Annotated in this window: 22 protein-coding genes; 12 read left to right on the forward strand and 10 right to left on the reverse strand. The window is 61.8% G+C overall.

The window, feature by feature from the left end; translation table 11 throughout:
- The first annotated feature begins 38 nt into the window (after positions 1 to 38).
- The 5 genes from purL to IB238_RS07985 all read left to right on the forward strand — a co-directional run bounded on the left by purL (position 39) and on the right by IB238_RS07985 (position 4,578).
- The gene (purL, locus tag IB238_RS07965) at positions 39 to 2,276 is read left to right on the forward strand and encodes a phosphoribosylformylglycinamidine synthase subunit PurL (protein WP_192245089.1); all 2,238 of its coding nucleotides are present in this window, start codon (positions 39 to 41) and stop codon (positions 2,274 to 2,276) included.
- Between the two features lie 18 nt (positions 2,277 to 2,294).
- Entirely contained in the window at positions 2,295 to 2,528 is a 234-nt protein-coding gene (locus IB238_RS07970; protein WP_112599856.1) for a BolA family transcriptional regulator, read from the forward strand.
- 10 nt (positions 2,529 to 2,538) lie between these two features.
- Positions 2,539 to 2,781, forward strand: a complete 243-nt coding sequence (locus IB238_RS07975; protein ID WP_192245091.1) for a hypothetical protein — start codon at positions 2,539 to 2,541, stop codon at positions 2,779 to 2,781.
- A 132-nt stretch (positions 2,782 to 2,913) separates the two neighbouring features.
- A complete protein-coding gene (gene grxD / locus IB238_RS07980; RefSeq protein WP_192245093.1) occupies positions 2,914 to 3,249 on the forward strand; it encodes a Grx4 family monothiol glutaredoxin in 336 nt (111 codons plus the stop codon).
- Between the two features lie 123 nt (positions 3,250 to 3,372).
- Complete coding sequence (locus IB238_RS07985; RefSeq protein WP_192247501.1) at positions 3,373 to 4,578, forward strand: multidrug effflux MFS transporter; 1,206 nt, start codon at positions 3,373 to 3,375, stop codon at positions 4,576 to 4,578.
- A gap of 65 nt (positions 4,579 to 4,643) precedes the next feature.
- Here IB238_RS07985 and IB238_RS07990 read toward each other — a convergent pair whose 3' ends face one another.
- The 7 genes from IB238_RS07990 to IB238_RS08020 form a co-directional block, all read right to left on the reverse strand.
- A complete protein-coding gene (locus IB238_RS07990) occupies positions 4,644 to 5,468 on the reverse strand; it encodes an inositol monophosphatase family protein (RefSeq protein WP_192245095.1) in 825 nt (274 codons plus the stop codon).
- Positions 5,452 to 6,342 carry a tRNA 2-thiocytidine(32) synthetase TtcA gene (gene ttcA, locus IB238_RS07995; RefSeq protein WP_192245097.1) on the reverse strand — a complete coding sequence of 297 codons (891 nt, stop codon included), beginning with the start codon at positions 6,340 to 6,342 and terminating at the stop codon, positions 5,452 to 5,454. Before ttcA ends, IB238_RS07990 begins: the two co-directional genes overlap by 17 nt.
- 187 nt (positions 6,343 to 6,529) lie before the next feature.
- A complete protein-coding gene (gene rpsD / locus IB238_RS08000; RefSeq protein ID WP_192245099.1) occupies positions 6,530 to 7,147 on the reverse strand; it encodes a 30S ribosomal protein S4 in 618 nt (205 codons plus the stop codon).
- A gap of 226 nt (positions 7,148 to 7,373) precedes the next feature.
- The gene (locus IB238_RS08005) at positions 7,374 to 8,888 is read right to left on the reverse strand and encodes an ATP-binding protein (RefSeq protein WP_192245101.1); all 1,515 of its coding nucleotides are present in this window, start codon (positions 8,886 to 8,888) and stop codon (positions 7,374 to 7,376) included.
- A gap of 541 nt (positions 8,889 to 9,429) precedes the next feature.
- Positions 9,430 to 10,188, reverse strand: a complete 759-nt coding sequence (gene murI / locus IB238_RS08010) for a glutamate racemase (protein WP_192247504.1) — start codon at positions 10,186 to 10,188, stop codon at positions 9,430 to 9,432.
- 16 nt (positions 10,189 to 10,204) lie between these two features.
- Positions 10,205 to 11,050: an RNA methyltransferase gene (locus tag IB238_RS08015; RefSeq protein ID WP_192245103.1), complete on the reverse strand. Its 846-nt coding sequence runs from the start codon at positions 11,048 to 11,050 to the stop codon at positions 10,205 to 10,207.
- Positions 11,051 to 11,164: 114 nt separating this feature from the next.
- Complete coding sequence (locus tag IB238_RS08020) at positions 11,165 to 11,734, reverse strand: hypothetical protein (protein WP_192245105.1); 570 nt, start codon at positions 11,732 to 11,734, stop codon at positions 11,165 to 11,167.
- Positions 11,735 to 12,007: 273 nt separating this feature from the next.
- Between IB238_RS08020 and IB238_RS08025 the strand changes: the two genes are divergently transcribed.
- Positions 12,008 to 13,222, forward strand: a complete 1,215-nt coding sequence (locus IB238_RS08025; protein ID WP_192245107.1) for an NADP-dependent isocitrate dehydrogenase — start codon at positions 12,008 to 12,010, stop codon at positions 13,220 to 13,222.
- 206 nt (positions 13,223 to 13,428) lie between these two features.
- Here IB238_RS08025 and recA read toward each other — a convergent pair whose 3' ends face one another.
- Positions 13,429 to 14,514, reverse strand: a complete 1,086-nt coding sequence (recA, locus tag IB238_RS08030; protein ID WP_192245109.1) for a recombinase RecA — start codon at positions 14,512 to 14,514, stop codon at positions 13,429 to 13,431.
- Positions 14,515 to 14,745: 231 nt separating this feature from the next.
- Between recA and IB238_RS08035 the strand changes: the two genes are divergently transcribed.
- A complete protein-coding gene (locus IB238_RS08035; RefSeq protein ID WP_192245111.1) occupies positions 14,746 to 15,693 on the forward strand; it encodes a carbohydrate kinase family protein in 948 nt (315 codons plus the stop codon).
- A gap of 61 nt (positions 15,694 to 15,754) precedes the next feature.
- Positions 15,755 to 16,681 (forward strand): pseudouridine-5'-phosphate glycosidase, encoded by a 927-nt coding sequence (locus IB238_RS08040; RefSeq protein ID WP_192245113.1) that lies wholly within the window; start codon positions 15,755 to 15,757, stop codon positions 16,679 to 16,681.
- Positions 16,682 to 16,841: 160 nt separating this feature from the next.
- Here IB238_RS08040 and IB238_RS08045 read toward each other — a convergent pair whose 3' ends face one another.
- On the reverse strand, positions 16,842 to 19,451 hold the full coding sequence (locus IB238_RS08045; RefSeq protein WP_192245115.1) for a PAS domain-containing sensor histidine kinase: 2,610 nt from the start codon (positions 19,449 to 19,451) through the stop codon (positions 16,842 to 16,844).
- A gap of 272 nt (positions 19,452 to 19,723) precedes the next feature.
- Between IB238_RS08045 and IB238_RS08050 the strand changes: the two genes are divergently transcribed.
- A complete protein-coding gene (locus IB238_RS08050; protein WP_192245117.1) occupies positions 19,724 to 20,737 on the forward strand; it encodes a flagellar biosynthetic protein FliO in 1,014 nt (337 codons plus the stop codon).
- Positions 20,738 to 20,925: 188 nt separating this feature from the next.
- On the opposite strand, the gene dksA is transcribed toward IB238_RS08050, so the two are convergent.
- Positions 20,926 to 21,345, reverse strand: coding sequence for an RNA polymerase-binding protein DksA (gene dksA, locus IB238_RS08055; RefSeq protein ID WP_097140969.1), 420 nt, complete (start codon positions 21,343 to 21,345; stop codon positions 20,926 to 20,928).
- A 368-nt stretch (positions 21,346 to 21,713) separates the two neighbouring features.
- On the opposite strand from dksA, the gene IB238_RS08060 reads away from it, so the two are divergent.
- The 3 genes from IB238_RS08060 (at position 21,714) to IB238_RS08070 (ending at position 24,895) form a co-directional block, all read left to right on the forward strand.
- Entirely contained in the window at positions 21,714 to 22,253 is a 540-nt protein-coding gene (locus IB238_RS08060; RefSeq protein WP_192245119.1) for a histidine phosphatase family protein, read from the forward strand.
- Between the two features lie 78 nt (positions 22,254 to 22,331).
- The gene (locus tag IB238_RS08065) at positions 22,332 to 23,804 is read left to right on the forward strand and encodes a YcjX family protein (RefSeq protein WP_192245121.1); all 1,473 of its coding nucleotides are present in this window, start codon (positions 22,332 to 22,334) and stop codon (positions 23,802 to 23,804) included.
- On the forward strand, positions 23,801 to 24,895 hold the full coding sequence (locus IB238_RS08070) for a TIGR01620 family protein (RefSeq protein ID WP_192245123.1): 1,095 nt from the start codon (positions 23,801 to 23,803) through the stop codon (positions 24,893 to 24,895). Before IB238_RS08065 ends, IB238_RS08070 begins: the two co-directional genes overlap by 4 nt.
- The last annotated feature ends 135 nt before the right edge of the window (positions 24,896 to 25,030 follow it).

The raw sequence follows: 25,030 nt of genomic DNA on the forward strand, positions 1-25,030 counted from the left end.
GACCGCAAAGCCCACTCCCACGGACAAGACGAGAGACGATGACCATCTCCAACAGCCGCCCGATCACCCAGGAGCTTATCGCCGCCCATGGCCTGAAGCCGGATGAATATGAGCGCATCCTGTCGCTGATCGGTCGCGAGCCGACCTTCACCGAGCTCGGCATCTTCTCGGCGATGTGGAACGAGCACTGCTCCTACAAGTCCTCCAAGCGCTGGTTGCGGACGCTGCCCACCAAGGGGCCGCGCGTCATCCAGGGTCCGGGCGAGAACGCTGGCGTGGTCGACATCGATGACGGCGACTGCGTCGTCTTCAAGATGGAGAGCCACAACCACCCCTCCTATATCGAACCCTACCAAGGCGCTGCCACCGGCGTCGGCGGCATCCTGCGCGACGTCTTCACCATGGGCGCTCGCCCCGTCGCTGCGATGAATGCACTGCGTTTTGGCGCACCCGATCATCCGAAGACGCGTCACCTGGTTTCAGGTGTTGTCGCCGGTGTCGGCGGCTACGGTAACTCCTTCGGCGTTCCGACCGTCGGTGGCGAGGTCGAGTTCGACCCGCGCTACAACGGCAACATCCTCGTCAACGCCTTCGCCGCAGGCCTCGCCAAGACGGATGGCATCTTCTACTCGAAGGCCGAGGGCGTCGGCCTGCCCGTCGTCTATCTCGGCGCCAAGACGGGCCGTGACGGCGTCGGCGGGGCGACGATGGCATCGGCCGAATTTGACGAGTCGATCGAAGAAAAGCGCCCGACCGTGCAGGTCGGCGACCCCTTCACCGAAAAATGCCTGCTGGAGGCCTGCCTCGAACTGATGCAGACGGGCGCGGTCATCGCCATCCAGGACATGGGAGCGGCGGGCCTGACCTGCTCGGCCGTCGAAATGGGTGCCAAGGGCGATCTCGGCATCGAGCTGAACCTCGACCTCGTGCCGGTGCGCGAGGAGCGCATGACTGCCTATGAGATGATGCTGTCGGAAAGCCAGGAGCGGATGCTGATGGTCCTTCGCCCTGAAAAGGAGCAGGAAGCGGAAGCCATCTTCCACAAATGGGGTCTTGATTTCGCGATCGTCGGCCACACGACCGACGACCTGCGCTTCCGCATCCTGCACCAGGGCGAGGAAGTGGCGAACCTGCCGATCAAGGAACTGGGCGACGAAGCACCGGAATACGACCGGCCCTGGCGCGAGCCGGGCAAGGCCGCTCCCCTTCCCGCTTCGCTCGTCGCCGAGCCGAACGACTACGGCCTGGCACTCCTGAAGCTCGTCGGCTCGCCGAACCAGTCAAGCCGCCGGTGGGTCTACGAACAGTACGACACACTGATCCAGGGCAATTCGCTGCAGATCCCGGGTGGCGATGCTGGGGTCGTGCGCGTCGAGGGGCATCCTACCAAGGCGCTTGCCTTCTCCTCCGACGTTACCCCACGGTATGTCGAGGCCGATCCGTTCGAGGGCGGAAAGCAGGCAGTCGCCGAATGCTGGCGCAACATCACCGCCACCGGCGCCGAACCGCTGGCGGCCACCGACAACCTGAACTTCGGCAATCCGGAAAAGCCCGACATCATGGGCCAGTTCGTCAAGGCCATCCAAGGTATTGGCGAGGCCTGCCGCGCGCTCGACTTCCCGATCGTTTCGGGCAACGTCTCGCTCTACAACGAGACGAATGGCATTGCGATCCTGCCGACCCCGACTATCGCGGGCGTGGGCCTGCTGCCTGACTGGGCGGCCATGGCCAAGGTCGGCAGCGCGAACGAAGGCGATCATGTCATCATGATCGGGGTCGACGGCAGCCATCTCGGCCAGTCGGTCTACCTGCGTGACGTGCTCGGCATCGTCGATGGCCCAGCACCAGCGGTCGACCTCGCCGATGAGCGGCGCAACGGCGATTTCGTCCGCTCGGCGATCCGCAACGGACAGGTCAGCGCCTGCCACGACATTTCGTCTGGCGGCCTTGCCGTCGCGCTCGCCGAAATGGTCATGGCCTCCGGCAAGGGCATGAAGATCAGCCTTTCGGAAACAAACGGCCCGGCGCATGCCCTGCTCTTCGGCGAAGACCAGGCGCGCTACGTCGTTACGATACCAGCAGACCTTGCCAACTTCCTGTGCGCTAACGCAGAAGGCGCCGGCGTGCCCTTCCGTCGCCTCGGCACGGTCGAAGGCACCAGCCTCGTTGTCGACGACCTGTTGGCGGTGTCGATTGAGCGATTGCGCGACGCCCATGATTCGTGGTTCCCTGACTTCATGGATGGTAGCTCGAACGCAGCGGCTGCCGCCGAATAACGAAAGGGAGTGCATCACATGCCCATGGCACCAGGTGAAATCGAAGACATGATCAAGGCCGGCATTCCAGGGGCCAAGGTCACGATCCGGGATCTCGCGGGCGATGGGGATCACTACGCCGCCGAAGTTGTCGCGGAAGCATTTCGTGGCAAGACCCGCGTGCAGCAGCACCAGATGGTCTACAACGCGCTGAAGGGCAACATGGGCGGCATTCTCCACGCGCTCGCACTTCAGACATCGGCGCCGGAGTAGAATCGCGGCGATGGCGGGGGTCATTGAAGAGTTCGTTTCCGGGGTCGTCAGCAGTGCCTTGAAGGAGGTGCTGAACAAGTCCGGCGTGCGAAAGGCGAAAACGCGACGAACCCGCCGTCGTACCAGCAAGTCAAAGTCTGGCGGCATCCTCGCGGATATCGTCGAGGCCGCCTTGAAGCCAAAGCCGGCCCGCAAGCAGGTGAGCCGGCGTCGGACGGCTGCCGCGCGCAGCAAGCAGCGTCGTCGCCCCTAAGGGCAAGGCTCTCCCATCATGAGATTTGATGGAACATATCGACGCGGGGTGATGGAAAATCACCCCGCGCATGCTATTTAGGGGCAACGTAGCAGTCCGGGCCTTGAACCCGGATAGATAAAGGGATTCGAAATGAGCGGCATTCACGGTTTCATCGACAACGAGGTCAAGAACAACGACGTCGTGCTCTTCATGAAGGGCACCCCGCAGTTTCCGCAGTGCGGCTTCTCCGGTCAGGTCGTGCAGATTCTCGACTATGTCGGCGTCGACTACAAGGGCATCAACGTGCTCGAAGATGCCGACCTCCGCCAGGGCATCAAGGACTATTCCAACTGGCCGACGATTCCGCAGCTCTATATCAAGGGTGAGTTTGTCGGCGGCTGTGACATCGTCCGCGAAATGTTCCAGTCCGGCGAACTGAAGTCCCACCTCGAAGGACAAGGGATTGCAGTCAAGGGCGCCGCATAAGGCTCCCTCGCCGTCTGCAGACTTGAATTGATCGAGGCGCCGCTCCCAACGGCGCCTTCTCTCATTTTATGGAATTTTGTTATGACGGCACTTTCGGAAGAATCTGCCCGGCGCCTCAACGGCATGGGCAAAACAGAGTTTATTGCACTGATGGCGATGCTGATGGCGCTGAACGCGCTTGCCATCGACATCATGCTGCCCGGCCTCCAGCAGATCGGCGCGAGCCTTGGCGTGGAGAATGAAAACCACCGGCAGTACGTGATTTCCGCGTACCTGATCGGCTTCGCATTTGCCCAGTTGCTCTACGGGCCTATCTCCGACCGGTTCGGGCGCCGAATCCCGATGTTTGTCGGGCTCGGCATCTACATCGTTTCGTCGTTTGTTGCCGTCCTCGTTCCGAGCTTTGCGGCACTGCTGGTGCTGCGCTTCGTGCAGGGCATCGGCTCCTCGGCCATGCGCGTCATCACCGTCTCGATCGTGCGCGACATCTTTGGCGGCCGGGCGATGGCGGAGGTCATGTCGCTGATCATGATGGTGTTCATGATCATTCCCGTTCTAGCGCCAGGCGCCGGCCAGGTCGTCATGCTGTTCGGCGACTGGCACCTGATCTTCATCTTCATGGGCGTCATGGCGGCGCTCGTGACCGCCTGGATGTACTTCCGCCTGCCGGAGACGCTGGCGCCAGAAGATGTTCGCCCCTTTACGCCGGCCTCCGTCCTGGAGGGATTTCGGATTGTCCTGACGAACCGCGTGGCGCTCTGCTACACGCTGGCAAGCACCTTCATCTTCGGTGCATTGTTCGGCTTCATCAATTCCGCCCAGCAGATCTATGTCGGCATTTACGGGCTCGGTGTCTGGTTTCCGGTCGCGTTTGCCGCCGTTGCCGCCTTCATGGCACTTTCGTCTTTCGTCAATGCGAGGTTGGTCGGAAGCTTCGGCATGCGGCGCCTTTCGCATGGGGCGCTGGTCGGCTTTTTGACGGTGAACGCGATCTGGCTGGCATTCACGCTGGCCTGGCCGGGACATGTGCCGTTCCCGATCTTCATCACCCTGTTTGCACTGGCGATGTTCCAGTTCGGCTGGATCGGTTCGAATTTCAATTCGCTGGCAATGGAGCCGCTGGGCCACGTCGCCGGCACGGCTTCCTCTGTGCTCGGCTTCATGGGCACGGCCGGTGGCGCCGTCATCGGTGGCGCCATAGGCCAGGCCTTCAACGGTACGGCGTTGCCGCTTGTGCTAGGATTCTTTTCGGTCGGTTTCGTTGGGCTCGCGTTCGTTCTGATTGCGGAACGGGGTAAGCTATTCCAGGCCCACAGCAAGCCGGCCTGATCTATCTGCAGCAACGAAAGGGCCCGGACGAAACATCCAGGCCCTTCACTTTCCCCAAATTATCTTCAGTCGACGAAAACGTCGCGACGCATCATTTCCCAACTTTCCTTGTCGGGCGCGATCAGGAGACCGCCCTCGACATGCCGCGGCTCGTAGGCGGAGCCGTCGAAGCGCGCTGCATACGCGCCGGCCTCCTGGCTGATCAGTGTGCCGGCAAGGTGATCCCAGGGCATGAGCTTGTTGTACATCAGATAGTGCAGGTGCCCGGCCGCAAATGTGCGGTACTCATGGGCGGCGCAGCGGTAGTTCGAGGCAAACGCGACCTTGGCGAGATTAGCCATGACCCGCGCCCGCTTTTCGGCCGGCAGAAAGCCGGTCGAGGCCATCCCAGTCATCTCTGCGAGTGGCACGGCACCAGTCGCCTTCAACCGAGCCGCAGGGCGATTCCCGCCGGTCTGCCACGCGCCAGCTCCACGCTCGGCCAGAACGAAATCGTCTCCCATCGGATCGTAGATCACGCCGGCAATCGTTTCCCCGCCGGCGACGACCGCCGCCATGACGCCGAACAGCGGCACGCCGGCTGCGAAATTGAACGTTCCGTCGATTGGATCGACGATCACCGCCAGATCCGCATCCGCAAGTTTCGGCAGTAGCGCCGGATCAGCCGCCACGCTCTCCTCGCCTATGAACAGCGCACCCGGAAGTACGGCTTCCATGCCGGCCTTGATATACCGCTCGGCCGCCTCATCGGCCTCTGTCACCAGATCGATCGCGCTTGTCTTCGTCCGAACGTCGCCTTCCGCGAGCGCGCGAAAGCGCGGGCGGATTTCGGCCTCCGCCGCTTCGCTGAGAAGAAAAGCGAGAGCGTTGATGTCAAACTGTATCGTCATGCGATTGTACCGCTGCAAGGGAGGAGAAATCGAACAGTGCCGGGTCGAGAAGGTGGGACGGGTTTACATGGCCCAAGGCGCGCAACATTGCATCCTTGCGGCCGGGCATGCGTGTCTCGATGTCGGCGAGCATCGCCTTCATCGCATTGCGCTGCAGGCCGTCCTGTGAACCGCAGAGGTCGCAGGGAATGATGGGAAACTGCATTGCCGTCGCGAACTTGGCGAGATCGTCCTCGGCAGCGTAGGCAAGCGGCCGCAGCACCATCAGGTCGCCGTCGTCATTGAGAAGCTTTGCCGGCATGGAGGCCAGCCGCCCACCGTGGAAGAAATTCATGAAGAAGGTTTCGAGAATGTCTTCCCGATGATGGCCGAGGACCAATGCGTCGCATCCCTCTTCCCGTGCGATCCGGTAGAGGTTGCCGCGCCGCAGCCGCGAGCAGAGCGAGCAGTAGGTCGCCCCTTCGGGCACCTTTTCCTTCACCACCGAATAGGTATCGCGGTACTCGATCCGATGCTTTACGCCGGTCGAGGCAAGATAGTCCGGCAAAATGTGCTTGGGAAAGTTCGGCTGCCCCTGGTCGAGGTTGCAGGCGATCAGTTCCACCGGCAACAAGCCACGCCATTGCAGGTCCAGGAGCAGCGCCAGCAGGCCGTAGCTGTCCTTGCCGCCGGAAAGCCCGATGAGCCAGCGCTTCTGCCCCTTGAGCATCGAAAAATCGTCCATCGCCTGGCGGACCTGCCGCAGCAATCGCTTGCGCAGCTTGTTGAACGAAACCGACGATGGCATTTGCGAAAAAAGCGGATGATCGATGGCAACGTCCGCCGCCTCGACCTCTGCGAATTCGCTGCTGTTGGTGCTGGCTGCGACGTTCATCATCCCGCTCCTGTCCGGTTGCGTGACCGAACGTGATCCTTTGTGCTGCAGGAGGAATTGCCTGTCGAGTGCGCCAAGATCAAGCAGTTTCTGCGCACCCGCCTTGCAGCCCTGGCAATTGCCAAGTCCAGAACGAAGAAAGCCGCCCGGTGGGGGCGGCTTCCAAGTCCATTGGTCGAGACCAGGATTAACGCGAATAGAATTCGACGACCAGGTTCGGTTCCATGACGACCGGGTACGGTACGTCGGACAGGCCCGGAACGCGAGCGTAGGTCGCAACCATCTTGTTATGGTCGACTTCGATGTAGTCCGGAACGTCACGTTCTGCGAGCTGAACCGATTCCAGAACCGAAACGAGCTGCTTGGACTTTTCCTTGACTTCGATCACGTCGCCCGCCTTGCAACGGTACGAGCCGATGTTGACGCGAACGCCGTTGACCTTGACGTGGCCGTGGTTGACGAACTGACGGGCAGCAAAGACTGTCGGAACGAACTTGGCGCGGTAGACGATCGCGTCGAGACGCGATTCGAGAAGACCGATCAGGTTCTCCGAGGCATCGCCCTTGCGGCGGTTGGCTTCGTCGTAGATCGCGCGGAACTGCTTCTCACGGATATCGCCGTAGTAGCCCTTCAGCTTCTGCTTGGCGCGCAGCTGCACGCCGAAGTCGGAGAGCTTGGACTTGCGGCGCTGGCCGTGCTGGCCCGGGCCGTATTCACGGCGGTTTACCGGGGACTTCGGACGGCCCCAGATGTTTTCGCCCATACGGCGGTCAATTTTGTACTTGGATGAAGCGCGCTTGCTCATCGCATTTCCTTTCAATCAGTTACACCGGTTTGTTTCCAAACCGGATCAAGGAAACACGCCCTCCTCTGAATGCCATGCTGGCCTTCTGACAGGTTTCTCACGATACGCGGACCGGAGAAGCCACGGGACATGTCAAATGAAACACCGGACATCTCTGCCCGGCGTTGGGGCGGTGAATATGTGGAAAGGCCGGCAAAGTCAATGCAAAAGCACGAGAAAATCGCGCTTATTCCGCCGCAGAACGCAGGGTGTCGGTCAGGTCCGGCCCATTGGCGTCGCCCGGCTGGGTCTCACAGGCCAGATCAGGGAAGGCAACGATTCTCAGGCCGGCGAGATCGCTGTGAACGACAATTAAACCCTGCTCTTCGAAATAACCAAGCAGGCGGCGGGCGCGGCGGGCGGAATGGGTGCCATAGGCGCGGGCGATCATCGCATCCGACGGACACGGCAGACCGCGGACGGCAGCTTGCGCGACGAGCAGGAAGACGCCCTGCAGGTCCTCGGTCACGGCGCGCGACAGCTCCAGCGCCGTCGCCCAGATCTCGGTGGTCGCGGTCTCGGCGTCAACACCGGAGCGCGCGACTGCCATCTTGCGACGAAAGGCCGGCAGCGACAGCGGCGCGCCGGGAACGCGGCGGATGCGGCAGCGCACGAGAAAATCCTGGAACAGCTCGGCATCGGCACGGAAGGCGGCGCCGGGATTGTCGAGGATTTCGGCAAGCACCTGATCGAGCAGTGCCTCACGTTCCTCGGCGGGCATCTCCGGAGCAGCCGGGCGTGCCGGCTCGACGGCGACCGGTTCGGGCCGGGCACGGGAGAGTTCGGCGAGAATATCGGTGGTTGGTCGCGGCTGTGGGGCGACACGGCGGACGATGGGTCGGGTAAACTCCTCCGGATCGGGCGTAAAAATCAGGTCCTCTACGTCCTGCGGCGCCTCGGGCAGCGGCATCAGCTTGGGGCTGGTCGAGCGGGCGGACGTCTCGACCGGGCCGATCGTCACCGGCAGCGGACGGCGCGACAGCGCCGGTCCGAGCGCCACAAACGAGCCGCGCTTCAGATCGCGGAACATTTCCGCCTGCCGGCGGTCCATTCCGAGCAGATCTGCCGCGCGCGCCATGTCGATGTCGAGGAAGGTGCGGCCCATCAGGAAGTTCGACGCCTCGGCGGCGACGTTCTTGGCAAGCTTCGCCAGGCGCTGCGTAGCGATCACGCCCGCGAGCCCCCGCTTACGTCCGCGGCACATCAAATTGGTCATTGCGCCGAGCGAGACCTTGCGCGCCTCCTCGCCGACGTCGCCTGCGACCGACGGCGCGAACATCTGCGCCTCATCGACCACCACGAGGACCGGATACCAATAGTCGCGATCCGCATCGAACATGGCATTGAGGAAAATGCCGGCCGCGCGCATCTGCTGCTCGACCTCGAGGCCTTCAAGGGACAGGACGCAGGAAACACGATGCTGGCGGATGCGGGTCGCGATGCCAATCAGTTCTGCGTCGGTGCGCTCGCCCTCGATGACCACATGGCCGAATTTGTCGGCAAGCGTGACGAAATCGCCTTCCGGATCGATGATGCACTGCTGCACCCAGGGGGCTGACTGTTCAAGCAGGCGCCGCAGCAGGTGCGATTTGCCGGAACCGGAGTTGCCCTGCACGAGCAGACGGGTCGCGAGCAATTCCTCGATATCGAGCGCGGCCGGCGCGCCACCCTGCGCCGTTCCCATGTCGATGCCGACCTTCATACTAGCCTCGTGCCCACCCAAACCGATTCGTCCGGTCTCGCGGACCGGGAAAACGCCAGAGACCTAGCACGAAAAGAATCGGACGCGGGGAAAGTAAATGAAAAAACCCACAGGAAGGTGGCTACCACAAATTCCTGCCGTCGATGACTGTGACCGGGGCCTCCGCCGCGTCAAAGTCGTCCAGCAACCTCGCATTGATCCGATCCGGCGCGTCACACAGTCCCAGCTTCCATCCATCTGAAAGTCCGGGCTATCGCTATAAAGCCCGCACCCGCAGCCGTCGCAGAAATGGTGCGCAACTAGCCCCGTATTCCATCGGTAGATCACGTCGCGTTTCGGCGCGCTGACAAGGCGAAATTGGTTCGGCTCGTAGTAGGCGTACAGGTGGCCGCGTTTCGAACAGAACGTGCAGGTGCAGCGCGTCAGCGCCTGCGGTAGTTCGCTATCGATTTCGAAGACGGTATCGCCGCAATGACAACGGCCACGAAGCATCGGCGCCTCCCCAACCCGATTTTGCTGGAAGGTTAGGTAGCGCGCCGGATCAGACGGTCAAGCCAAAGCCCTGCATAAGACGCCGCGTGGCAAAATCGGGCTGGCTGGATGTGAAGACGGCGATGTCCTCGCCCGGCGCCAGGATTTCGAGCGGGGGCACCAGCCGGCGCGTCTGGCGGGCAATCGCTTCCGCCGGATCGAGCCAGTCGACCGGCCAGGGCGCCAGCCGCCGGAAGACATTGGCCATGAAGGGGTAGTGCGTGCAGGCCAGCACGACGATGTCGGTCTTGCGTCCGTCCTTTTCGATAAAGCACTGGTCGATCTCCGCCTCTACCGCTTCGTCCGACAAGGTCTCGCCACGGATATAGGCTTCCGCCATCCGGGCCAGGTTTTCCGATCCGACCAGTCGCACATGGCATTGCGTGGCAAACGATTGGATCAGGTCGCGCGTGTAAGCGCGCTTGACCGTCCCCGGCGTCGCCAAGACGGATACGAGACCTGAACGCGTGCGCTCCGCGGCCGGCTTGATCGCCGGAACGGTGCCGACGAAGCGCATTTTCGGAAAGGTGGCGCGCAGATCGGCGCCAACGAGCGTGAAGGCCGTGTTGCAGGCGATGACGCAAATCTCGGGATCGTGCTGCGCCAACAGTCTGTCAAAGAGCGCGATGATATGTTTCTTCAGCGCGTCCTCTTCCCAACCACCATAGGGAAAGCCCGCATCGTCGGCGACATAGATAAAATGCCGCTCCGGCATCAGCACCCGTGCCTCGCGCAGCACCGTCAATCCGCCGATGCCGCTGTCGAACATGAGGATGGGTTTGGGATTATTCGTCGCCACGGGCGGCCTTCGGCCTTCTGTTTCTTGTGCGATTTGGCGTTGACGCTGGTGCACCGGCGCCGCGTGGCGCCTCGCGCGTGAATCGGTCGAGACAGGAAACGATACCGCGCAAGACCTGGATCTCCGAGCCGGTAAAGGAGGGACGGGTGAGTGCGGAGCGCAGGTTTTCGATCAATTTCGGCTTTTTGGCGGCGGGACGGAAATAGCCACGCGCGTCGAGCGCCTCTTCCATATGGTCGAACAGACCCTGCAATTCGTCCTTCTTCGCCGGCCGCTGCGGCAAAGCGCCAAAGGCCGTCTCCGCTGGTGAAGACATGCCCGTCTTCATCCATTCGTAGCTCATCAGAAGCACGGCTTGGGCAAGGTTGAGCGAAGCAAAGGCGGGGTTGACCGGAAATGTCACCAGCTCGTCGGCGAGCGCAATCTCCTCGTTCGTGAGCCCGGTACGCTCGCGCCCGAACAAGATGCCCGTCGCCTCTCCTTCCCGGAAGCGCTGGCGCAGCGTCTCGGCTGCAACGACCGGCGAGCGCACCTCCTTGTAGCCGTAGCGGTCGCGTGCTGTCGTGGCATAGACGAAGTTGAGGTCGGCGACTGCCTCCTCCAGCGACGAGAAGACCTTGGTCGCGGCAATTACATGGTCTGCCTTGCTCGCAGCCGAGATCGCCTTTTCGCTCGGCCAACCATCACGCGGATTGACGAGCCGCAATTCGGCCAAGCCGAAATTGGCCATGGCGCGCGCGACCATGCCGATGTTCTCGCCAAGCTGAGGATGGACCAGGATGATCGCCGGCCCCTCCGCAATCAGTTGCCGCTCGCTGTTTGTGCCCGCCATTCGTTCAACCGCCGTACAATCCGTTCATTGCGACCCGTTTTTTTTAAAACCGGGCGTCTCGGTACCAAGTGGCGTCCCCTGCCATATCCCGCAGAAAAAGGGAAGAAAGCCGGACTATTCGGGCGCGATATCTTCCTCAGGCTGGGGATTGGCACCCTGTTTCGCAATTTCCAGCATTTCTGCTTTCACGGACCCCGGATCGCCATCCTGCGGCCGCAGGATGTCGTCGATGACGGATCGGCCCCCCTCCTCGACAACCTTGAAATCCACCTCGGCAGGTTTCCAGTCTGCCGCCCGCTCGCCGAAGCAATGCGTGTTGTCGAAGGTCGTCTTTACGGTCGTCACGCCATCCAAAGCTTGCGTTGCCTCAATCTTGAGGTCCTTGATCGAGCAACCGTCCTGCCCCATAGCGATCACGTCATAGTCGAAGGGCGAACCACCATCCTCGTACGCCGGATACTTGGCTGCCTCGCGGTACTTGGCAATGAAATCCTTGCTGTAGAGACGCTGCAGGAACTCGTCGTTGAAATAGTCGACGTAGTCCGGCGGGTCGTCGTTATCGTCGGCAACATCGACCCAATTACTCGTTGCCGTGGTCATGATTTCGCGCACCGGCGCTGTAGCGTCGGCCGCAAAACCAACAGTTGGCACCAAGAGGAGTGCGGCAGCAAAAAAATAGCGCATTAAAGACGTCTCCTGAAAACCGGATTGTGCGAACTGATGCCCCAGGTGATATGGCGTTGTCGATCTGCCCGCCATTTGTGGCATTTTCCGGCATACGGCTCGCGCCGGCAGGCGACCCGATACTTGAGTCGCAGAGCATATTCCTTGTCGAACGAAAATAAAGCGCCTCAGTCCTTGGTCGGCTTTGCCTTCCCTGCCCTAAGTGATATAGGCCCACGCGATCCCTTCTTCACGAAACGGGGCATCCGGCCCCACTAGGCTACGAGGCAATCCATGAAAAAGATCAAGGTCGCCAATCCGGTCGTCGAACTCGACGGCGACGAGATGACCCGCATCATTTGGCAGTTCATCAAGGACAAGCTGATCCATCCGTATCTGGACATCGACCTGAAGTACTTTGATCTCGGCATGGAGAACCGCGACGCCACCGACGACCAGGTGACGATCGACGCTGCAAACGCGATCAAGAAATACGGCGTCGGCGTCAAGTGCGCGACGATCACCCCGGACGAGGCCCGCGTCGAGGAGTTCAAGCTGAAGAAGATGTGGAAGTCGCCGAACGGCACGATCCGCAACATTCTCGGCGGCGTCATCTTCCGCGAGCCGATCATCTGCAAGAACGTTCCGCGCCTCGTCCCCGGCTGGACCAAGCCGATCATCGTCGGCCGTCACGCCTTCGGCGACCAGTATCGCGCCACCGACTTCAAGTTCCCCGGCAAGGGCAAGCTGACGATGAAGTTCGTCGGTGAAGACGGCAAGGAAATCGAATACGACGTCTTCGATGCCCCGTCCGCCGGTGTCGCCATGGGTATGTACAACCTCGACGATTCGATCACCGAATTCGCCCGCGCCTCCTTCAACTACGGCCTGCAGCGCAAGGTGCCGGTCTACCTCTCGACCAAGAACACAATCCTCAAGGTCTATGACGGCCGCTTCAAGGACATCTTCCAGAAGGTGTTCGACGAGGAATTCGCCGAAAAGTTCAAGGAAGCGAAGATCTGGTACGAGCACCGCCTGATTGACGACATGGTCGCCTCAGCGCTGAAGTGGTCCGGCGGTTATGTCTGGGCCTGCAAGAACTATGACGGCGACGTGCAGTCCGACATCGTCGCGCAGGGCTTTGGCTCGCTCGGCCTGATGACCTCGGTGCTGATGACGCCGGATGGCCAAACGGTCGAAGCCGAAGCTGCGCACGGTACCGTGACCCGTCACTACCGCCAGCACCAGAAGGGCGAGGAAACCTCGACCAACTCGATCGCCTCGATCTTCGCCTGGACACGTGGCCTCGCCCACCGCGCCAAGCTCGACGGCAACGTCGAACTCGCCAAGTTCGCCGGCACGCTGGAAAAAGTCTGCGTCGAGACCGTCGAAAGCGGCTTCATGACCAAGGACCTGGCACTCCTGATCGGTCCTGATCAGCCGTGGCTGTCCACAACCGGCTTCCTCGACAAGATCGATGAGAACCTGCAGAAGGCCATGGCCGCCTGAGGCCAGGACGACATGACAGAAAGACCCGGCCCTGTGCCGGGTCAACAAAAAGCCCGTCACGCGAGAGATCACGTGACGGGTTTTCGTTATGCATTACTCATTGCCCTGAGGCAGAGACGTTCGCTAACCTTGGTCCCAGTCAGCATCGGCTGGAACATGCATTCCAGCCGATATCCACTTACGCCATTCCGCGGCCTTGACGCCGATCACATCTCGGCTAGGCTGTCTCCATCGTCCTTCTCAGGTCCGCTGTCGAGCAACTTGTCGGCGATCAGACCGGCATTCTGCCGGAGTGCCATTTCGATCTCGCGCGCCGCGTCCGGATTGTCACGCAGGAACTGCTTCGCGTTCTCGCGCCCCTGGCCCAGGCGCTGGCTGTTATAGGAGAACCAGGAACCAGACTTCTCGACGATGCCGGCCTTGACGCCGAGGTCGATCAGTTCGCCCGTCTTGGACACGCCCTCACCATACATGATGTCGAATTCGACCTCCTTGAAGGGCGGGGCCATCTTGTTCTTGACGACCTTGATCTTCGTCTGGTTGCCGATCACCTCGTCGCGCTCCTTGACCGCGCCGATGCGGCGGATGTCGAGTCGAACCGAGGCATAGAACTTCAACGCATTGCCGCCCGTCGTCGTTTCCGGCGAGCCGAACATGACACCGATCTTCATGCGGATCTGGTTGATGAAGATGACCATGGTGTTCGAGCGCGAGATAGAGGCCGTCAGCTTGCGCAGCGCCTGGCTCATTAGGCGGGCCTGCAGACCCGGCAGGCTGTCGCCCATCTCGCCCTCGATTTCAGCGCGCGGCGTCAACGCGGCAACGGAGTCGATCACGAGCACATCGATGGCGCCGGACCGCACAAGCGCGTCGGTGATCTCAAGCGCCTGCTCACCGTTGTCGGGCTGCGAGATCAGGAGATTTTCCAGATCGACGCCGAGCTTGCGGGCATAGACCGGATCGAGCGCGTGCTCGGCATCGACGAAGCCGCAAATGCCGCCCTTCTTCTGCGCTTCGGCGATCGTCTGAAGCGCCATCGTGGTCTTGCCCGAGCTTTCCGGACCGTAGATCTCGATGATTCGTCCCTTAGGCAGTCCGCCGATCCCGAGCGCGATATCGAGACCGAGCGAGCCGGTCGGGATCGTTTCGATCTCGACGACGCTATCTTTCGAGCCGAGCTTCATGATCGAGCCCTTGCCGAACGACCTCTCGATCTGAGAAAGTGCCGCTTCGAGTGCCTTGCTTTTGTCCACCGATTTGTCCTCTACGAGCCGCAAAGTGTTTTGTGCCATTTGCTCCACCTTTAGGTTATTGACGCCAGACAGGCAATGAAGCCGCCGATGGAAGTTTTGTACACTTTTTGTTCTCTCTTGGCAACAGCACACCATGCTCTTGATTAATATAGATATTCCGCAGCGTGTTCTATTTTCGTTTCCGCCGCCATTTCAGTTATTCTACCACTGCGTGGTCAGGTGGCGCGAGAGGCATGTGGCAACGAATCGTAACCGGCGAGAGGATGGAAAATGACTGATGGAACCATCCTCGTCCTGGGCGGCGCGCATGTCGACCGCCGCGGGCGCATCCACGGAGAAACCGCGTCCGGCGCAAGCAACCCCGGCAGTTGGTTCGTCGAGGCCGGCGGCGGCGCCTTCAACGCGGCGCGCAATCTTTCAAGGCTCGGTCACGCCGTGCGCCTCATAGCACCCCGCGGCGGCGACAATGACGGGGAGATCGTGGCTGCGGCTGCGCTCGCCGCAGGCGTCGAGGATACGCCGTTCACGTTCCTCGATCGGGCGACGCCGAGCTACACGGCGATCATCGAACGCGACGGTAATCTGGTGATCGCGCTCGCCGACATGGAGCTCTACCGCCTTTTCTCGCCGCGGCGCCTGCAGCAGCGCGCCGTCCGTGAGGCGTTCAATGAGGCGAAGGCGATCGTCACAGATGCCAACCTGCCGGCAGAAACGGTAGCCGCGATCGCCGGCACCGCGCGTTCCAACGGCAAGCCTGTCTTCGGTATCGCCATTTCGCCTGCCAAGGTCGTCCGCTTCCAGGATGCACTTTCCGCACTCTCCTGCCTGTTCATGAATGAGGCCGAGGCCCGCGCGCTGACCGGGACGCAGCCAGACGATCCGCGACGATGGCCGGAGCTGCTGCGCAATGCGGGCTTGGTCGAAGGCGTCGTCACCCGGGGACGCGAAGCAGCAATTGCCTTCGATGCGACCGGCGCCGTCACTCTTGCCCCCCCGCTCCTCGAAGCGCTCGGCGACGTGACCGGAGCCGGCGATGCGTTGGCATCCGGCTATATTTCGGCCCGTCTGATCGGAGAACCGCTCGCGACTGCCCTTCGTCACGGCGTTGCCGCAGCGCTGATCGCCGTTCGCTCCCCGCTGGCCGTGGCCGATGAACTGGAACCCGAACTGCTCACCCGCGTCATAAGCCTTGTGTCCGAAGCGGAAATGCTGTCATGAGACGGCAGGAACCAAAAAAGCTGTCACGGCCCAAAAACCTTCGAGCCCCGAGGACCATGTGATGACGAGATCCGCGCCCCCGCTCCTGCCGATCGCCTATTCCGCCGAAGTCACGGCCGCAAAAGAGCGCGGTGCGCCACTCGTGGCCCTCGAATCCACCATTATCACGCACGGCATGCCCTATCCCGGCAATTTGGAGATGGCACGCAGCGTTGAACGGATCATCCGCGAGGAAGGCGCCGTTCCGGCCACCATCGCCGTGATCGATGGCGTCTTGCACATCGGTCTGGACGACTCCGCACTGGAGGCGCTGGCGCAAACCAGCGGTGCAATGAAGCTCTCGCGCGCCGACCTCGCCTTCGCCATTGCTGAGCGGCGCACAGGTGCCACCACGGTAGCGGCGACGATGATCGCCGCGGCACGCGCTGGCATCCGCGTCTTCGCCACCGGCGGCATCGGCGGAGTTCATCGCAAAGCGGAAGAGACATTCGACATTTCGGCGGACCTCGACGAACTGGCGCGTACCGACGTCATCGTCGTCTGTGCCGGCGCCAAGGCAATCCTGGATATTCCCAAGACGCTCGAAGTGCTCGAGACCCGTGGCGTGCCGGTCATCACCTATGACAGCCCGAACTTCCCCGCCTTCTGGTCTCGGGATTCCGGCCTGCCGAGCCCGCTGATGCTGAACAGCCCGGCGGCGATTGCCAATTTCCAAGCTGTTCGCGAACAGCTCGGCATTGACGGCGGTATGCTCGTCGCAAACCCGGTTCCGGCAGGAAACGAAATCCCGCGCCGCGAGATGGAGATCTATATCGAGCGCGCACTGGACAATGCCGAGCGCGACGAAGTGAGCGGCAAGGCCGTGACACCCTACCTGCTCGACACCATCTTCCGCCTGACCGACGGTCGCAGCCTTGCGACCAACATAGCCCTTGTCGAGAACAACGCGCGGCTCGCAGCTGAAATTGCAGTAGCGCTGGCTGTCTGATCACCAGCGCGCTCGGATACATTGGAGCAAGCGTTCACAGTACCGGCGCTCCGACCTGCCATCCGACTGCGCCACAGGCATTGCGCAATGGGCCGGAGAAAAGCTCTGGGTTCACTGAGAAAGATGCCCACCATGCGGATGGGCTCTGTCGCTATTACGGTTAGCCGTCCAGCATCTCGCGAACCGCCTCGGCCAATTGCTTCAGCGAGAAGGGCTTCGGCAAGAAGCCAAACTTGGCATCGGCGGGCAGGTTGCGGGCGAAAGCGTCTTCGGCGTAGCCGGAAACAAAAATAAACTTCAGGTCCGGGTAGCGCTTGCGCAGCTCACGCAGAAGTGACGGCCCGTCCATCTCCGGCATCACCACGTCCGAAACGACGATATCCACGGCACCGTCCAGCTCCTCCATGATGTCGAGCGCCTCAACCCCCGATCCGGCCTCGTGAACGGTGTATCCTCGCGTTTCCAACATACGCTTGCCGCCGCGACGCACGGCCTCCTCGTCCTCGACGAGAAGCACGACAGCCGAGCCTCCGGTCAGGTCGCGCGGTTCCTTTGCAGCGGCAGGCGATGCCGGGGTGGCAAGCTGCGGCACATTGTCGATAGTGGCCTCGACCTGAGGAACGACCGCCGGGATTTCCTCGATGTAGCGCGGCATGAAGATACGGAACGTCGTGCCCTTGCCCAATTCGGAATCGACGAAGATATAGCCGCCCGTCTGCTTGATGATGCCGTAGACCATGGAGAGCCCGAGTCCGGTTCCCTTGCCCACATCCTTCGTCGTGAAGAACGGCTCGAAGATCTTGTCGCGGATTTCCGGCGGAATGCCGGTGCCTTGGTCGACGACATCAATCTCGACATAATCCGCCGGTGGCAGTTCGCGATAGTTGTATGCTGCCACCTCGGATGCAAAAACATTGCGCGTGCGGAAGGTTATGGTGCCGCCATCGGGCATCGCATCGCGCGCATTGACCGCAAGGTTGATCAGCACCTGCTCGAACTGGCCGAGATCGGACTTCACCGGCCAGAGGTCACGGCCATAATCCACCTCGATCTTGACCTTGGTACCGGTCATGCGATCGACGAGCATGCGCAGGTCGCCGATGACATCGGTCATCTGTAGCACCGTCGGCCGCATCGTCTGCTTGCGCGAGAAGGCGAGCAACTGGCGCACGAGCACGGCGGCACGGTTGGCGTTTCGCTTGATCTCCATGAGATCGGCGAAACTTGCATCCGACGGACGAGCCGACAGAAGCAGATGGTCGGAGGAGAGCAGGATCGCGGTGAGTACGTTATTAAAGTCGTGCGCGATGCCGCCCGCAAGCGTGCCGACCGCGTTCATCTTCTGCGTCTGCGCCATTTGCGTCTCGAGCGCCTTCTGCTCGGTGATCTCGACGGCGTAGACGATCGCGGCCTCTTCCGGCGCCTGGTCGCTCTGATCGATGACGGCATTTACGTAGAAACGGAAGTGCCGCCCGTCGTCGCCCGGATGCAGCGAATCGATCGGCGGAATGTCGCCCTGACGATCCCGCGCCGCCTCAAGTGCGGCCTCGAGCCGTGGACGGTCGCTCTCGTGCACAATCGTTTCCAGCCGTGCGCCGCGGTCGATGTCGTCGCGGGAAACGACGCCCGAAAACAGCTTCAGGAATGGAGCGTTGGTACGAAGGATACGGCCGGCGCCATCGACGGAAGCAATCGCCATCGGGGTGTTGTTGAAGAATCGCGTAAAGCGCATCGCGGCATTCGACGCGAAGGCATCACCGTCGTTAGCGACATCGCGGGCCAGGACGATGGTTCGGCTTTCGCCCGGTGCCCCGTCGCGCATCGCACTGACACGGTGAACGAGGCGAACCGGCAAGCTTTGGCCATTCGACTTGCGCAGGTCGAGGTCGAGAATTTTCGTCCGCATTGTTCCCGGCTCTGCCTGCACCGACTCCACCAGCGCCAGCCCCTCGCCCGCGACGAGATCGCCGATCGAGAACGATCCGGGATGGAATTTTGTCAGGTCGATGCCGAGCCAGTCGGCCAGCGTCGCGTTCAGATAGACGATCTCACCCCTGCGGCCTGCAGAGAAAAATCCGGCCGGTGCGTGATCGAGGTAGTCGATCGCGTTTTGCAGCTCTTTGAAGAAACGCTCCTGGTCGTCGCGCTCCGAGGTGATATCGGCAATCTGCCAGACGTAGAGCGGCGGACCGCCCTTTTCGCGGTTCGGAAGCACACGCGCCTTCAGCCGGTACCAGCGCGCGCCGGACCCACCGCCTGTGCCGGGGTTCAGCGCTTTCAGCAGGCGAAATTCCTCCGCCCCCTCCTGCCCCTCGTGCAGGCCGTTCGTCAGCCGATAGACCGATTCGCTTGCCTCGCGGTCCCGCGAAAAAAGAGTTTCGAGCGTCTGGGCGTCGCTTTCACGAGCGGCACCCGTCAACGCCCCATAGGCGGCGTTGGCGTACACGATCCGGCCCTTCCGATCCGTAACCAGCGTTCCGTCCGACTGGGTATCGACGAAGGTTTGCGCGAGTTCATCGGGACGCGACTGCGGCATGATCTCGATAAAGCCGATCATGGCGGAGACGAAAAAGAATATGCCGACCATGGCCAGCACGCCGAGGATCCCGAGCACGATCTCGTTGTCGAGCTGGTTCTTGAAGACGATGAAGGCACCGGCCGACGCAGTCAGCACGATCGCCAGCAGCACGATCCGCAATACCACGCCCGGGCGACTGCTGCGCTCGATGAGCGGCGCGTGATATTCAACCTCCTGCCGGATCTTAGACATCGCTCACTCTCTTGGCCTGAACTCCTGAAGGCCGCACGGCGCGGGAGCCATTTTCAGAATCACCTTTAGCTATTTGAGGGAAGCTCAAAAAGCAAAGGAATGAAAGCGGCAAGCCCCAATTCACAGGGAATACCGCCCGCCCGCGCGCACCTCTCCACGGAAGATTGCGAATACTGTGTGCAGCCTTTAGAGGACAAGCGACCCGCCATTCTTGTGCGGGCCTGAAAAAAGCCGTCAAATGGACGCAACGTGCCGCCAAGGAGTAGCCCTTCATGTTCGAGGACATAATCGCCCAGTACGGCACGAAATTCCTGATTGCCGCGGTTGCCGTTCTGGCCGGCCTGGCTTGCCTGGCGCTTGCGCTCTGGGTCGTGCGCCGCCGCCCCTCGTCGCCCTTCATCCGCGGTGGGCGCAACCGCCAGCCTCGGCTTTCAGTTCTCGATGCCGCAGCCGTCGATACACGCCGCCGGCTGGTCCTGGTTCGTCGCGACGACGTGGAACATCTCTTGATGATCGGCGGCCCGACCGACATCGTCATAGAAAGCCGGATCATCACCGCGTCCCCGGGGGACTTGGCGGAACAGCCGCAGCCAGCACCCATAGCCGTCGCGCCGGTTGCAGCAGCTAGCCCACCAACCGCTGAACCTTATGCAGCCGTCCCAGTGCCCGCACGCCCCGCGACTGCGGTTGCACCACCCCCGGTAGCCTCGGTTGGAACAGCCTTGAAAGAGGAACGCTTCGATTTGCCGGCACGAGGCGTGCCTCCAAGTGGAGTATCGGCAATGGGGCAGGTCCTGTATGGCGACGATGAACCAGCGTCGGTTCCGACGCCGCCTTTCAACCCATCGCCACTGGATATTCGTCCTGCGACGAGCACCGCTGCGATCGGAATAACCACTCGTCCGCCCGTTGCGCCTCAGCCTTCCATTTCCGAGCGCAACGCAATCGATGCTCTCGACCGTGCGCGTGATCGGGTGTTGACCAATCCCGTCGGCACGGGCAGCGAACGGGTCAGCGAACAACGCGATCTACCGATCCAGCGCGAACCTTCGCCCGCACCGGCGCGGACCACACCCGACAATGCAGCGCTCGTCAGCGAATTTGAGAAGATACTTGAGGCCGAGATTGCGTCTCCCACGCGTTCTGCAAACAACTCCCTAGCCGATGGTCGGCGTACCGAACCCTCAACGATCGAATCGCAGCTTGAGCAGCCAGCGAGCCGAGAGGAAACGGAGGCGGAAATGGCGAGACTGCTCGGCGAACTCTCGGCAAACCGCAAGTCCTGATCAGGCGACTGATCAGGAAAGGAATGTCTCCGCAACGGAACGGATTCGAGCCTATCTCCATCCAGGCGATCAAAGCCCCTGCATAGAAACGAAAGAGGCCCGCCGAGATCACTCGGCGGGCCGATTTTGTTGCACCCAATCGACTACCGGCACGGCACAGCCCCCTTGCTGCTACCGTACTGGCACGCTCACTCGTCGCGATAGACCTTTTCGCGGCGTTCGTGGCGTTCCTGCGCTTCAATCGACAGCGTCGCGATCGGACGGGCGTCAAGGCGTTTCAGCCCGATTGGCTCGCCGGTCTCCTCGCAATAGCCGTATGTTCCCTCATCGAGACGCTGCAGGGCAGCATCGATCTTCGAAATCAGCTTGCGCTGACGATCGCGGGCTCGAAGTTCGATGGCGCGGTCGGTCTCGGAAGATGCCCGGTCTGCAAGGTCCGGATGGTTGGCGCTTTCTTCGGCCAGGTGATCGAGGGTTTCGCGCGCTTCACGCAGAATGTCGTTTTTCCAAGCGTTCAGCTTCGCGCGAAAGTAAGCCCGCTGGTTGGCATTCATGAATTCTTCGTCTTCATTGAGGACAAAGGTACTAAGATCGATCTTCTCACTCAACGCGATTCTCCTGAAGAACATCTCAAGGGGCGCTGTATATCCCTGTGTTTGAACCGATTCAAGCCTGCCTGATCTTGCGCACCGAAATTTGAATCTGCTCAGTTCAGAGACTATTTGCCTATTTATTGAACAAGGTAACAATCGTTTGACAGGACGAGCCTTGAAGCACCGCATTTCAACAGGATCATCATCTCCGATGCGCTCCCGCCGGCAGGCCGCCCTACCTTTCACAATGCCTTCTGCATAAGAAACGCCGGCACGGCTGCGTGGTTCCGCCGCTTGCCAGCCGAGCAAAAGCAGTTGATCTTTGTTGCTCGGGGCTGGAAAAGCAGTTCATGCGATAGGCGTTGAGACGAAAGGTCCGCGGTTTGGCAACGACAACTTCTGGGGTCTTTCGGCTCTATCTGCTTCGGCATGCCCGCGCAGGCTGGGCGGAGCCGGGAAAGTCGGATTTCGACCGGACGCTCGACGATCAGGGATATGCAGAAGCCGAAATTCTGGCGGAGGAGATGGCCGACCAGGGATATAGGCCGCAGGTCGTGATCTCATCGACAGCCATACGCTGCAGGGAGACCGCCGAGCCGCTGAAACGGACGCTGGGCGAAGAGCTTCCGATCGAATATGTGGACACGCTCTATGGGGGCACTATCAACACCTACGCCGAGGTCGCGTTTGCCGACAGGACGGAAACGGCAGTGATGATCGTTGGTCACAATCCGATGATGGAGGAGTTTTTTCGTCTCGTTGTCGGATTACCGGTCGCAGATACGGCAGCCCCGCACGGTTTTCCTACCGCCGCCCTTGCAACCATCGACTTCGACCGCAGGCCGACCGACAAGGATTTCGGCGGCGGCCGCTTGTCCTGTTTCATTACGCCACACTCTGGCCTGCAAATCTCGGGCTTGTGAATATTGATCACATTGCCTTTTTCCGGCGCGCACCCTTACCTATATCGCAGAAGGACCTGACGACCCCGGGGAAAGCGATTGGCGATACTCACAAACCTTGCAGACGATGCGCTGATCGCCCTCGACAATCTGACTGACCGCGCCGCAAGCCTCGTCAATCCCACTATCCGCCTCGGTGTCACCGGATTGTCTCGCGCAGGAAAGACGGTGTTCATCTCCTCGCTTGTCCACAACTTGTTGAACGGCGGCCGTCTGCCGCTGTTCGAGCCCGCCCGTTCTGGCCGCATCTCCCGGGTACGCCTCGAACCGCAGCCGGACGATGCCGTGCCGCGCTTCCAATACGAAGAGCATATCCGCGCGCTCGTCAGCGAGCGCCTGTGGCCGGAGTCGACCCGCGCGATCTCGCAACTGCGCATCACCCTCGACTATGAAAGTGCGAGCGGTTGGGGCCGGTTCTGGTCGCCCGGCCGCCTTTCGGTCGACATCGTCGACTATCCCGGCGAATGGCTGCTCGACCTGCCGCTGCTCGGCCAGGATTTTCGCACCTTCAGCGACAACACGATCGCGCTGGCCCGCAACGGCGTCCGGCATCTCCTTTCTGCCGACTGGCTTGGCGCCACCGCACTGCTCGACCCGCGCGCGCCGGCCGACGAAGCCGCAACGCGCCGCCTCGCTGAGACGTTCACGCTCTATCTGAGGGCGTGCAAGTCGGACGAGCGCTCGCTGTCGACCCTCCCGCCGGGACGGTTCCTGATGCCCGGCGACCTCGAAGGCTCGCCGGCCCTGACCTTTGCTCCGCTGCCGAACCTGCCGGACGGAAGGGCGCCGAAGGGCTCGCTCTGGGCGATGATGGAGCGGCGCTACGAGGCCTACAAATCACATGTGGTCAAGCCGTTCTTCCGCGAGCACTTCGCGCGGCTGGATCGGCAGATCGTCCTTATCGACGCTCTGCAGGCAGTCAACCGGGGCACTGAGGCCGTGCACGACCTCGAACGCGCGCTCGGCGATGTCATGGCTTGCTTCCGCCCCGGCAGCAGCGGCCTCCTCAGTTCCATGCTGACCCGGCGCATCGACCGTGTCGTCGTCGCCGCCACCAAGGCGGACCATCTCCATCACGAAAGCCATCCGCATCTCGAAGCCCTGACCCGTCGCCTTGTCGAACGCGCCATCAAGCGAATCGGCCTGAGCGGCGCCGGCGTCGAGGTCATGGCGCTCGCCTCCGTGCGCGCCACGCGGGAAGCAACGGTCAATCAGGACGGAACGACGCTGCCGGTTATTGTCGGCACCCCAATGGCGGGCGAGACGATCAACGGCGAGACCTTTGATGGGAACCGGAAAACAGCCATATTTCCTGGTGACTTACCGGAGAATCCGGATTCACTTTTCCAAGGCATTGAATCGAATTCGGAAGAGCGGCTCGCCCCGACCCTGAACTTTGTCCGCTTCCGCCCGCCGGAGATGGACGCCCCCGGCGGCGAGTTGAGGCTGTCCATTCCCCACATCCGGCTCGACCGCGCGCTGCAATATTTGATCGGAGACCGGCTGGCATGACCGACAAAAGCTCACCTGGCCGCTCCACCGGGCGGCGTCCTGCCGCTTTCGCAGTGCCTGACGCCTCGCCAAAGGCAATCCGTCCGGAACCATCGGCGGCGCGCCCCCCGTCGCAGCACCGGGAAGGCGTTGTGCTTACACCGGACGCCGATGACCCCTTCGCCGAGACGACGATCGATCTTTCCAGGCTCCCGCCCCCCGAAGAGGCTCAACCGCGCCGCCGGCGGATCACGCTGGGCGGCATCGCCACGACGGCCTTTGGCATCCTGCTGTCGCTGGCAGTCGGCCTCTGGATCGACAGCCTCATCCGCGATCTCTTCTCCCGCAGCGACTGGCTCGGATATCTTGCAGCGGGAGCTGCAGCGATCGGCGTGCTGGCGCTGCTTGCGGTCGTTCTGCGGGAACTTGCAGGCCTGCGCCGATTGGCCGTCGTGCAAGACATGAAAGAACAGGCGATCGACGCCGCAGCGGCACCAAACCCCACACCTGCCCGAAAAGTGGTTGGCCGCTTGGTGCATCTCCTCGCAGCCCGACCACAGACAGCACGCGGTCGCGTCCGACTTCAGGAGACAGAAGGCGACATCATCGATGGTCCGCATCTGCTCGATCTGGCCGAGCGCGAGTTGCTGGCACCACTCGATCGCGAGGCCCGCGCGCTGATTCTCGCCGCAGCCAAGCGCGTCTCCATCGTCACCGCCGTTTCGCCGCGGGCGCTCGTCGACCTCGGCTATGTGCTATTCGAGAGCAGCCGGCTGATACGGTCGATGGCGGAACTCTACGGGGGCCGTCCCGGCAGCCTTGGCCTGCTGCGCCTCATGCGCGACGTGATCGCCCATCTGGCCGTCACCGGCTCGATTGCAGTTGGCGACAGCTTGGTGCAGCAGGTGCTCGGCCATGGCCTGGCATCAAAGCTCTCGGCGCGCCTTGGCGAAGGCGTCATCAACGGGCTGATGACGGCACGCATCGGAATTGCGGCAATGGATCTCTGCCGCCCGATGCCGTTTAGAGCAATCAAGCGCCCCGGCATCGGTGACTTTCTCACCGATCTGGCTCCCGGAGCGCTTACAGGCCGAGGCAAGGATGCCGGGTGACTGCGCCGCTACACTCCCCGTGGGCAGTGGCCTGATGTATATCAAAACGGCGCGTCTGGCCGCGAAGCGAAACGCTCCATTAACCATTTTCGCGCAAGGCTGAACCCAACAAATCGACCAGCCCGTCAAGGATCG

Origin of the sequence: Rhizobium sp. ARZ01 (assembly GCF_014851675.1) — a bacterium.
Taxonomy (GTDB): Bacteria; Pseudomonadota; Alphaproteobacteria; order Rhizobiales; family Rhizobiaceae; genus Mycoplana.

Excerpts from the sequence above, each read along its gene's own strand:
- purL (WP_192245089.1), top strand. The coding sequence starts at position 39 with ATGACCATCTCCAACAGCCGCCCGATCACCCAGGAGCTTATCGCCGCC.
- IB238_RS07970 (WP_112599856.1), top strand. The coding sequence starts at position 2,295 with ATGCCCATGGCACCAGGTGAAATCGAAGACATGATCAAGGCCGGCATT.
- IB238_RS07975 (WP_192245091.1), top strand. The coding sequence starts at position 2,539 with ATGGCGGGGGTCATTGAAGAGTTCGTTTCCGGGGTCGTCAGCAGTGCC.
- grxD (WP_192245093.1), top strand. The coding sequence starts at position 2,914 with ATGAGCGGCATTCACGGTTTCATCGACAACGAGGTCAAGAACAACGAC.
- IB238_RS07985 (WP_192247501.1), top strand. The coding sequence starts at position 3,373 with ATGGGCAAAACAGAGTTTATTGCACTGATGGCGATGCTGATGGCGCTG.
- IB238_RS07990 (WP_192245095.1), bottom strand. The coding sequence starts at position 5,468 with ATGACGATACAGTTTGACATCAACGCTCTCGCTTTTCTTCTCAGCGAA.
- ttcA (WP_192245097.1), bottom strand. The coding sequence starts at position 6,342 with ATGAACGTCGCAGCCAGCACCAACAGCAGCGAATTCGCAGAGGTCGAG.
- rpsD (WP_192245099.1), bottom strand. The coding sequence starts at position 7,147 with ATGAGCAAGCGCGCTTCATCCAAGTACAAAATTGACCGCCGTATGGGC.
- IB238_RS08005 (WP_192245101.1), bottom strand. The coding sequence starts at position 8,888 with ATGAAGGTCGGCATCGACATGGGAACGGCGCAGGGTGGCGCGCCGGCC.
- murI (WP_192247504.1), bottom strand. The coding sequence starts at position 10,188 with ATGTTCGACAGCGGCATCGGCGGATTGACGGTGCTGCGCGAGGCACGG.
- IB238_RS08015 (WP_192245103.1), bottom strand. The coding sequence starts at position 11,050 with ATGGCGGGCACAAACAGCGAGCGGCAACTGATTGCGGAGGGGCCGGCG.
- IB238_RS08020 (WP_192245105.1), bottom strand. The coding sequence starts at position 11,734 with ATGCGCTATTTTTTTGCTGCCGCACTCCTCTTGGTGCCAACTGTTGGT.
- IB238_RS08025 (WP_192245107.1), top strand. The coding sequence starts at position 12,008 with ATGAAAAAGATCAAGGTCGCCAATCCGGTCGTCGAACTCGACGGCGAC.
- recA (WP_192245109.1), bottom strand. The coding sequence starts at position 14,514 with ATGGCACAAAACACTTTGCGGCTCGTAGAGGACAAATCGGTGGACAAA.
- IB238_RS08035 (WP_192245111.1), top strand. The coding sequence starts at position 14,746 with ATGACTGATGGAACCATCCTCGTCCTGGGCGGCGCGCATGTCGACCGC.
- IB238_RS08040 (WP_192245113.1), top strand. The coding sequence starts at position 15,755 with ATGACGAGATCCGCGCCCCCGCTCCTGCCGATCGCCTATTCCGCCGAA.
- IB238_RS08045 (WP_192245115.1), bottom strand. The coding sequence starts at position 19,451 with ATGTCTAAGATCCGGCAGGAGGTTGAATATCACGCGCCGCTCATCGAG.
- IB238_RS08050 (WP_192245117.1), top strand. The coding sequence starts at position 19,724 with ATGTTCGAGGACATAATCGCCCAGTACGGCACGAAATTCCTGATTGCC.
- IB238_RS08070 (WP_192245123.1), top strand. The coding sequence starts at position 23,801 with ATGACCGACAAAAGCTCACCTGGCCGCTCCACCGGGCGGCGTCCTGCC.